This is a genomic window from Altericroceibacterium xinjiangense, from assembly GCF_003958635.1.
GTDB classification, from domain to species: Bacteria; Pseudomonadota; Alphaproteobacteria; order Sphingomonadales; family Sphingomonadaceae; genus Altericroceibacterium_A; species Altericroceibacterium_A xinjiangense.
This window is the reverse complement of sequence record NZ_RSEK01000033.1, coordinates 1-8,377: the sequence shown is the minus strand read 5'-3', so window position 1 is coordinate 8,377 and position 8,377 is coordinate 1. Positions and strand designations below refer to the sequence as shown.

The window sequence follows — 8,377 nt, the reverse complement described above, 5'->3', positions numbered from 1 at the left end:
CCTTCATCTGGGCCTGGTCGCGATGGCGACGAACCCACCAGGCAATCGCTGCGGCATGCCACCGAAAGATGCGAAAAAAAGCGCAACTGTAGTACTAGAACAATCTTGATGTATCTGACGCCCGCTGAAATGTTTGCAGAGCGTGCTGCAACGACCCGTTGAACCCACCGCCCCCGGACGAACACTCCGTCGGTCACCGACTGCTATTGGTGGCAGAAGCCCTGCGGGTGCAGGGGCCACCTCCGCACTTCGTCTCTCAAGGCCAGCGAAGGCGCGTTCGCCAACCCGACCCCGATTCCCCTGTTCAATCGGCGATCGTCGGCGAGGTGGTGTCGCCGCCAAGCAGCAGGTCGTAGTTGAGTTCCTGCATGCGCAGCAACGTCTGTGCTTGACCCATCTGGGCAACCAGGCCGGCCGCAAGCACTTCGGTATGCCGGTTGAGGGCCGCTTCGAACACTGCCACCTGCCGCGGATAACTTGCTCGCGCCACGGCAGCCCGCTCCTTGGCGGGGAATGCATCGACGCTGGGAATGATCTCCCGCATCATCAGTGGAAAGGCGACACCGCCCCATTTTTCATACGTGCTCCGGGGTACTTCGAGCCCGACCAGGCGGAAGGTATAGGGGCTTCCATCCTCACGCTTTGCCATGAGGAAAGCGACATGCGGCTTTCCGCCGCGGGTCGTGCCCGCGATGGTCATCCGCCTGTCGCTGCCGTCCACCTGCTTCCAGACTTCCAGCGGCTCCAGCTGCAGCGGCGCGGCGGGGTTTAGCCCCTGCACCTCCGTGATCCACTTCTTCAGCCCGTTCCAGTCACGCGCGTCGGAAGGGTCCAGAGCCACCGAGATGTAGCGCGGCGCCTGCGGATCCGCGTGGTCGGGCGAGCGCCAGTGCTCCACGGATTTCCAACCGTCCATCTCCGCAACCCCGCTCGGCGCCGCATAAGGGGTTTGCGCCAGCGCAGCGACGGGCGCGACAGCCAGCAGACTGGCGATGGTCTTTCCAAATCCGGGCACAGTGCTTCTCCTCGTCCTGTTCCACCGGCACTGTCTGCCGGGTGGAGATGACAAGGCCGTGACGCGGACAGGGGAGGCCTTACCAGTCGTACGCCTTTGGCAGCGCGCCGGGCGCGGGGGTGCGGTAGCGGTCGCGCAGACGGGTCTGCCGGTTGTCGAGCGGCTGTTCGACCCCTTCGATGAACACGCGGACCGGCGAGGAGCTAAGCTCCAGCGGATCGCCGTTCCAGATTACCACGTCGCCCAGCGCACCCGGCTTCAGCACCCCGGCCGTGTCGCCCAGTCCGCTGATCCGCGCCGGGACCGAAGTGATCGCGGCAAGCGCCTGCCCCCAGCTCAGCCCGGTGGCGCCCGGCACGCGCGTCAGCGCGACGAGGTTGCCGGCTTCCTCCGGTGCCCAGCGCGGCTGGTTGTCCGGGCCAATGAACCCGCCGATCGCCACGTCCACCCCCGCCGCGCGCATCCGCCCGATGTTGGACTGGGTCGAGGCGAGCTGTTCGAACCGGTTGGGCAAGTCCACCAGCGGGCGTGCGATCACCGGTACACGCGCGCGGGCGATGTCTTCGGCGACCATCCAGCCTTCCGTCGCCCCGACCAGCACGAGGTCGAGCTTGGGAAAATCCTGCTTCAGCGCCAGCGCAGACCGGATATCGGCGGCCCGTTCCACCCGCAGGTACAGCTTCTGGGTTCCCTCGACCACCGGCACCAGCGCCGCCGCATCGAACCGGGTCAGCAGGACGTCGCGCGCCCGCTCGGCCGAGGTGTCGACCATCCGGGGGTCGGCGCTTTCGCGCGGAATGTTCCCCCGGGCGGCGTAGTCGCGCGCTTCGCGCAAGGCGTTGCGGAACAGCGCCTGTGCCGAAACCCGGCTGCCTCCCGCAATCCGTCCGGCTTGTTCGTTCAGCACGGCGTACTGGAAGGCGCGCGGCCGTGTGACGGCCTGCGGATCGGCGCCGAGATCGATCAGCGCGCCTTGACCGGCGAAGATCGAATTGCCCGGATGGCCGATCACGCTGGACCGGGTGATCCCGCCGGTGCGGCTGATCGCGATATGCTCCGACAACGGGTTGATAGCCGGCGCCACGTCGAGCGCGGCGTTGAACGGGGATTCGTCGGCTTCGGTGTCGTTGCTGTCGCCGACGCCCTCGACATCCCACAATCCAAGGTCGCTCACGGCGGCGAACAAGCCGGGGGTGACCCATTTGCCTTGTCCGTCGATCCGCTCGATGCCTGCCGGGACGGGTACGCCCGCCCCGGCGGCGACCACTTTTCCGCCCCGCACCAGCACGGTGGCATTCTCGATCGGCTCCCCGCCGTCACCGATCGCCACGGTGGCGTTGGTGATGGCGAAGTCCTGCGCGGCCAGCGGTGCGGCCAGCGCCGTTGAAGCAAGCGCCAGCGCGCCCGCGATCCTGCGTGCCGCGCTCATTTCACATCTCCCGCGCCGGGCTGGCCAAGTTCAAAATCGCTGACCGGCCGCCGCTTCGGATCGTTCGCATCGTACAGCAGCGCGCCGTCCACCCAGACCTTTTCAGGCCGGGAATAGACCGACAGCGGATCGCCGTTCCACAGCACGACGTCGGCCATCTTGCCCTGCGCAAGGCTGCCGGTCCGATCGTCGATCCCCATGGCCGTGGCCGGATTGAGCGTGAACCAGCGGACGACCTCGGCATCGGGAATGGCGATTCCCATACGCTCCCCCGCTGCCTGCGCCTTGGCCGCGGCCTGGTTCAGCCGCTGGATTCCGTTTGGATCGTCCGAATGGATCACTACGCATGCGCCGGAATTGGCGACCAGCGCGGCGTTTTCGGGAATCGCGTCATAGGCTTCCATCTTGAAGCCGTACCAGTCGGCCCAGATTGCGGCGCAGACATCGTTTTCCCGCAGCAGGTCCGCGACCTTGTAGGCTTCCGTTGCGTGATGGAACGCGGCGACCTTGTAGCCGAATTCCCGCGCCATATCGAGGACGAGCGCCATCTCGTCGGCGCGATAGCAGTGGTTCTGTATCTGGATGTCGCCGCTCAGCACGCCTTCCAGCGTCTCCATGCCGAGATCGCGCTCCTCGTGATCTCCGGCCGCGTATTCCTGCGCCTCGATCCAAGTCTGCCGGTTGACCGCGAAGTTGCCCATCCGGGTGGAAGGCACCTGGCCCTGACTGCCATAGACCCGCTTGGGATTCTCCCCGCAGGCCATCTTCATCGAATAGGGCGCGCCGGGAAACTTCATGCCCTGAACGGTGCGCGATGGCACGTTCTTCAGAGACACGGCCCGTCCGCCCATCAGGTTGGCCGAACCGGGAAGGATCTGCAGGCTGGTGACCCCGCCGTTGGCCAGAGCGCGGGAAAAGCCGGGATCCTGCGGCCAGACGGAATGTTCCGCCCAGACTTCCGGCGTGCTCGGATCGGTTGCCTCATTCCCGTCGGAGTTGGCATCCACTCCGGGGGAAGCATAGACGCCAAGGTGGGAATGGGCATCGATCACCCCGGGGGTCACGAACTTGCCCGCCCCGTCGATCTGCGCGTAGCCCGCCGGGATCGCCAGATCGGCCCCGCCGACGCCGACGACCCTGCCTTGGGCAAACAGCACCGTGCCGTTGTCGATCCGGTTGCCCGCCCCGTCATACACCGTCGCGCCGACCAGCGCGGTAGGGGCACCGGGATAGGCGCGGTAGGTGGACGGATAAGGATCGGCCACAGGGGTCGATGCGAGACCGGTCGGCTTGCCTTCGCCCGCTGCGCACCCGGCTAGCGCCGCAAGGCACGACAGCCCGAGTGCGGCCTTTCGCGCCATCCCTGCACGTTTCATCATATCCAGTGGCTTTCCGTTCTTGCGTCGTCGCTCAATTACGCGGCGGCTGGTCCTGCCGCGGCTCGTCATCCGGTCCCGGGGGGAAGGTCGCCGGGTGCATCCCGGCTTCCTGCGCCTCCATGCCTGCCTGCGGCAGGCCTTCCAGGTCATCGCCCACGTTGTCGTCGCCCAGAGTATCGAGGTGCATCAGCTTCTTCACCAGCGGCGCGACCAGGAGCACCGCCGCGCCGATGGCAAAGGCCACCCAGCCGATGTTGTTGTAGACCTCCAGCGTGCTTTCCTTGGTCATCTCGCCGCCTTCGCCGCCGGTTGCCTCACCGATCATGCCGGCGACGAAGTTGCCGCCCGCCGTCGCGAAGAACCAGGCGCCCATGATCAGCGAGGCCATGTGCCGCGGGGCGAGCCGGTTCATCGCCGAAAGGCCGACCGGGGACAGGCACAGTTCGCCGGTGGTGTGCAGCAGGTAGATCACGAACACGAGGTAGACCGGGACCAACAGCCCGGGCGCCGCCTGCGCCCCCCAGACGAACACCAGGAAACCGAGGCCGACCTGAATAATGGCGAGCCCGAACTTGGCCGGGGTTGAGGGTTCCAGCCCGCGCTTCGCCAGCCAGACCCACAACGCGGCGAACACCGGGCCCAGCAGCACGATGTAGATCGCGTTGATCGACTGGAACAGCGAGGCGGGCACTCCGCCCCGATCAACGAACCGGTCGGTGAACAGGTTGAGGCTGCCGCCCGCTTGTTCGAACAAGCCCCAGAACACCGGCTGCAGCATGACCAGGAAGATGATCGCGAAGATCCGGTCCCGCCCGTCCTTCGGCAGCTTGAAGGCTTCGTACAGCACATAGATCAGCAGCAGCAGGCCCGCGAAGCCCAGCATGGTGCCGACCGCCTCCTGAAACTGGATCAGCAGCCACAAGGCGGCCACCGCGGCAAAGCCGACGGCATAGAGCACGTACTCGGTCGTCACGCCAAGGCGCCGGGGCGCTTCGCCTTGGCCCTGTAGTGCCGGCCTGCCGAAGGCGAAAATGATCAGCCCCAGCACCATTCCGATGCCGGCCAGACCGAAGCCGTAGCCCCAGCCGATCGTTTCACCCAGGTAGCCGACCAGCAGCGTGCCGAGCGCGGCGCCGACGTTGATGCCCATGTAGAATATCGTATAGGCGGCATCGCGCCGCTCATCGGTCAGGCGATAAAGCTGTCCGACGATCACCGAGATGTTGGCCTTCAGGAACCCCGAGCCGACGATGATGAATGCCAGCGCCAGCCAGAACACGTTGAGCGCCGGATCGGCTTGCCCGCCATCGCCTTCCACCGCCATGAACCCGTGGCCGAGTGCAAGCAGTACACCGCCGAACATCACCGCCTTGCGCTGGCCGAGGTAACGGTCCGCCAGCCAGCCGCCCAGCACCGGGGTGATGTAGACCAGGCTCGTATAGGCGCCGTAGATCAGGTTCGCCTGGGAATCCTCAAACAACCAGTGCTTGGTCAGGTAGAGGATCAGCAGCGCGCGCATTCCGTAATAGGAAAAGCGCTCCCACATCTCGGTGTAGAACAGCACGAACAAGCCGCGCGGGTGCCCGACCACTTCCTCGCTGCGGCGGGTGGCGATCACGCCCCCGATCACGAGCACGGCAAACAGGGCCACTGCCGCGATCGCCGCGATCCAGTCCCCCTCGTTCCACAACGCGATGTCTTTCATGTCCGCTCCCAGCCGGTCCCGCGCGGATGGCGGGCGGGGTGCGAAACTAGCCGCCTAATCCGGCATGTGAAGCCTTTTGCGTGTCACCTTGGTAAAAAATGAAACTATTTTGACAGTGAGGAGCACCCCTGCCGGCGTGGAAAAAAGCAAACCCGGGGTGAGCCGCCAACAAATATCAAGCTTACCGGTAGGAACTCGGATTGCGCAGTGGTTCCGATTCTGGCACTAGGCGCCACCTGTACGAGACGGCCCGGAACGACGGTTCGGGCCCGGCTGCCGCTGGAACGGCGGTCGATGCTCCGGACCTGAGGAGGCAACGATGATTCGATCCGAATTGCTGCAGGAGATGGCCGAAGCCCATCCCCAGATGCGTCCGGAAGAAATCGAGCAGGTCGTGGATATTTTCTTCGAGGAAATCGGCGCCCGTCTCGCCGAAGGCGGCCGGGTGGAACTGCGCGGTTTCGGCGCTTTCTCCACGCGTCCGCGCGATGCGCGCACCGGGCGCAACCCGCGCACAGGGCAGGCTGTCGATGTGCCGGCCAAGCGGGTGCCTTACTTCAAGCCCGGCAAGGAAATGCGTGACCGCCTGAAGGTGGTCTGACGCCGCTTCCCGCATTCGGCCGATACTTGCGCTGGCAAGCAGCTCACCTCCTGTATAGACCGCTGCGTGCAGCGGGCGTGGCGGAATGGTAGACGCCGGGGACTTAAAATCCCCTGATCCTTGATCGTGCGGGTTCGAGTCCCGCCGCCCGCACCATAAGCTTAACTGCGGGCTCTGGCTGCATTCTAACCGGTGGCTCGCCTAGCCTCGCTCGGGGCCGTGTGTGATTCCGGTGCAATCGTGTCGGGGAAAAGCCGAATCGAGCGTAGCGACGGAGCGGTCCACATGCTCATTGGAAAGTTGAGTGTAGCGCAGGACCATGGCGAGCGTCTTGTGTCCGCTAATCTTCTGGATTGTGGGCAGGTCCACCCCCGCTTTGACCAGCTCTGTGATCGCAGTGTGTCGGAGAATGTGCGGCGTCACCTTGGCAGGGTCCAGCTTCGCGCGCTCGGCTGTCCGCTTGAACTGCTTCGCCATGTCCTGCCGATGTGGGTGCTTGGCGTCGGCGCGCGCGGTCGGAAACAAGTAGCCAGTCGGCTCGCCTAGCTGATCCCATTCGGCCTGGAGGCGATTGGCAAGGTTCGGCGGCATAGGCTGTTCGCGCTGCCCGGCCTTTGCTCGCCCGATGTAGATGCGGCGCGAACCAAAGTCGATTTCCCGCCATTGGAGGCGCAGGATCTCGCTATGGCGCGTTCCCGCTCCCATGGCGATAGCGACAAAGAGCCACGTGAGCGGGTCTTGGTCCCCAAAGGCTGCTCGCATGAGCGGCTGCTTGTCGGACTCAGAGAGAATGACGATCTGCTTGCGGGCCTCCTCGCCTTTGTCGATCTTCGGCTTGGTCTTGATCCAGCCCCATTCGTGGCAGCGGTTCAGAAAATGCGACAGGGTGGATAGCTCACGGTTAATGGTCGCCTGTGCCGCGCCTTCGGCTTTCCGGTGGCGTATGTAGTGCGCAATGGCGAAGTCCGTCAGCTTATTGGGGCGCAGGTTCTTGAAATAGGGCGCAAGTCGCTGACGGATGTGCTGGCGCTTCCGCGCTAGGTTCCGCCCGTGCTTCGGATGATGTTCGATGCGCTCGAGGTAATCTTCACCAGCTTCCGCAAAGGTGCGGTGAACTTTCCGGCCGGTCGGCAGGTCGAGCCGCCCTTCCCTCGCTTTCGTGCGGAAGCTCTCAATCGCGCGCTCCGCCTGTTCGCGGGTGATACCTTCGCTTTCCCGACCGATCACGCGGTGAATACGTTGCCCGTCCGCCATGATATCAACGGAGAAGCGGACGTCGCCGTTCTTCTGACGCTCGGCGGTGATGCCATGTTCGGCCAGCTTCTTGCCCGGTTGCAGGGCGCGAATTGCGGGACGGGTGAGCCGCTGGAAGCGAAGGGCCACTATCCCTGATCCTCGTCAACTGCTTCGGATGTAGTCAGCCGTTCATATAGCGCGTTGCCGTCCGTCTTGGCCACGCGCCAAGGAGTCAGAAGCTCATGTATGACTCTGTTGAGCGCTTCAATTTCGTCCTCGACAGTTTCCAGTTCGGCAACCCGCTCCTCAATGAAGGCTTGGTCCTCATCTGAAACGGGCTGCCCAGGAGCCTTCGGATTGCGCCATCGCTCACTTTGCGCGGGAGTGTGAAATTTGTCCCCAGCAGCAGGACCGAACGCCAAGGTAAGGGCGTTGGCTGGATCAACAGCGTCACACCCTTTGAGGAAGGTTACGAGGGCGTCTCTGCGCTCACGCAATTGGTGCAGGTATGATTCCTGCTCCCGTATTGCCTCAAAGTTAGCCGGCACCGGTCTGTGTCGCTGCCATACATCATCGACAAGCCTACGTACGACCCAATAAGTCGAAGCGTCGTCGTGCCACGTCTTTCCGGTAATCGCTTCAGCGCGCGCAATCTGGTTCGCGATTTCGATCAGCAGCCTGCGGTTGAGGCCGCGCCCGAATAGCCGATCCTCGGCGAGTGAACTGTTCAGTCTCTCGACGATTTCGCTGTTCATGGAATTGCCGGACGCGCTCGCCGCGTCCCCTAGCTGGCTCCGCAGTGCCTCACGGAAGCGTAGCTGAATACCCACAATCTGCTGGGGATCGCGCGATTTGTCGGTTTTTCGCGGCATTACTTTTTGAAACGCATGGCGACACCGTCATCACGACTTCAAACGGCAACCTTGCCCTGACGGCCTAGTACTACGGTTGCGCTTGTTTTCGCATCTTTCGGTGGCATGCCGCAGCGATTGCCTGGTGGGTTCGTCGCCAT

At 64.2% G+C, this 8,377-nt stretch carries 7 protein-coding genes and 1 tRNA gene; 2 read left to right on the top strand and 6 right to left on the bottom strand.

The annotated features are described in order from the left end of the window. Window positions 1-304: 304 nt before the first annotated feature. The 4 genes from ELY13_RS14290 to ELY13_RS14275 form a co-directional block, all read right to left on the bottom strand. Window positions 305-1,015 carry a hypothetical protein gene (locus ELY13_RS14290; RefSeq protein ID WP_126174574.1) on the bottom strand — a complete coding sequence of 237 codons (711 nt, stop codon included), beginning with the start codon at window positions 1,013-1,015 and terminating at the stop codon, window positions 305-307. A gap of 79 nt (window positions 1,016-1,094) precedes the next feature. Beyond that, window positions 1,095-2,444 carry an amidohydrolase family protein gene (locus ELY13_RS14285; RefSeq protein ID WP_126174573.1) on the bottom strand — a complete coding sequence of 450 codons (1,350 nt, stop codon included), beginning with the start codon at window positions 2,442-2,444 and terminating at the stop codon, window positions 1,095-1,097. Next, complete coding sequence (locus ELY13_RS14280; protein WP_420897436.1) at window positions 2,441-3,823, bottom strand: amidohydrolase; 1,383 nt, start codon at window positions 3,821-3,823, stop codon at window positions 2,441-2,443. Before ELY13_RS14280 ends, ELY13_RS14285 begins: the two co-directional genes overlap by 4 nt. 31 nt (window positions 3,824-3,854) lie before the next feature. Then, on the bottom strand, window positions 3,855-5,528 hold the full coding sequence (locus ELY13_RS14275) for a peptide MFS transporter (RefSeq protein WP_126174572.1): 1,674 nt from the start codon (window positions 5,526-5,528) through the stop codon (window positions 3,855-3,857). 319 nt (window positions 5,529-5,847) lie between these two features. On the opposite strand from ELY13_RS14275, the gene ELY13_RS14270 reads away from it, so the two are divergent. Next, entirely contained in the window at window positions 5,848-6,129 is a 282-nt protein-coding gene (locus ELY13_RS14270) for an integration host factor subunit beta (RefSeq protein ID WP_126174571.1), read from the top strand. A gap of 71 nt (window positions 6,130-6,200) precedes the next feature. Continuing rightward, window positions 6,201-6,285 (top strand) — tRNA-Leu (locus tag ELY13_RS14265). Window positions 6,286-6,330: 45 nt separating this feature from the next. Here the strand turns inward: ELY13_RS14265 and ELY13_RS14260 are convergent. Beyond that, complete coding sequence (locus ELY13_RS14260) at window positions 6,331-7,512, bottom strand: tyrosine-type recombinase/integrase (RefSeq protein ID WP_126174570.1); 1,182 nt, start codon at window positions 7,510-7,512, stop codon at window positions 6,331-6,333. Then, window positions 7,512-8,237: an Arc family DNA-binding protein gene (locus ELY13_RS14255; protein ID WP_126174569.1), complete on the bottom strand. Its 726-nt coding sequence runs from the start codon at window positions 8,235-8,237 to the stop codon at window positions 7,512-7,514. The genes ELY13_RS14260 and ELY13_RS14255 overlap by 1 nt, the downstream gene beginning before the upstream one ends. Window positions 8,238-8,377: the final 140 nt, after the last annotated feature.

Coding starts and splice junctions, on each gene's coding strand:
- ELY13_RS14285 (WP_126174573.1), bottom strand. CDS start 2,444: ATGAGCGCGGCACGCAGGATCGCGGGCGCGCTGGCGCTTGCTTCAACG.
- ELY13_RS14280 (WP_420897436.1), bottom strand. CDS start 3,823: ATGATGAAACGTGCAGGGATGGCGCGAAAGGCCGCACTCGGGCTGTCG.
- ELY13_RS14275 (WP_126174572.1), bottom strand. CDS start 5,528: ATGAAAGACATCGCGTTGTGGAACGAGGGGGACTGGATCGCGGCGATC.
- ELY13_RS14270 (WP_126174571.1), top strand. CDS start 5,848: ATGATTCGATCCGAATTGCTGCAGGAGATGGCCGAAGCCCATCCCCAG.
- ELY13_RS14255 (WP_126174569.1), bottom strand. CDS start 8,237: ATGCCGCGAAAAACCGACAAATCGCGCGATCCCCAGCAGATTGTGGGT.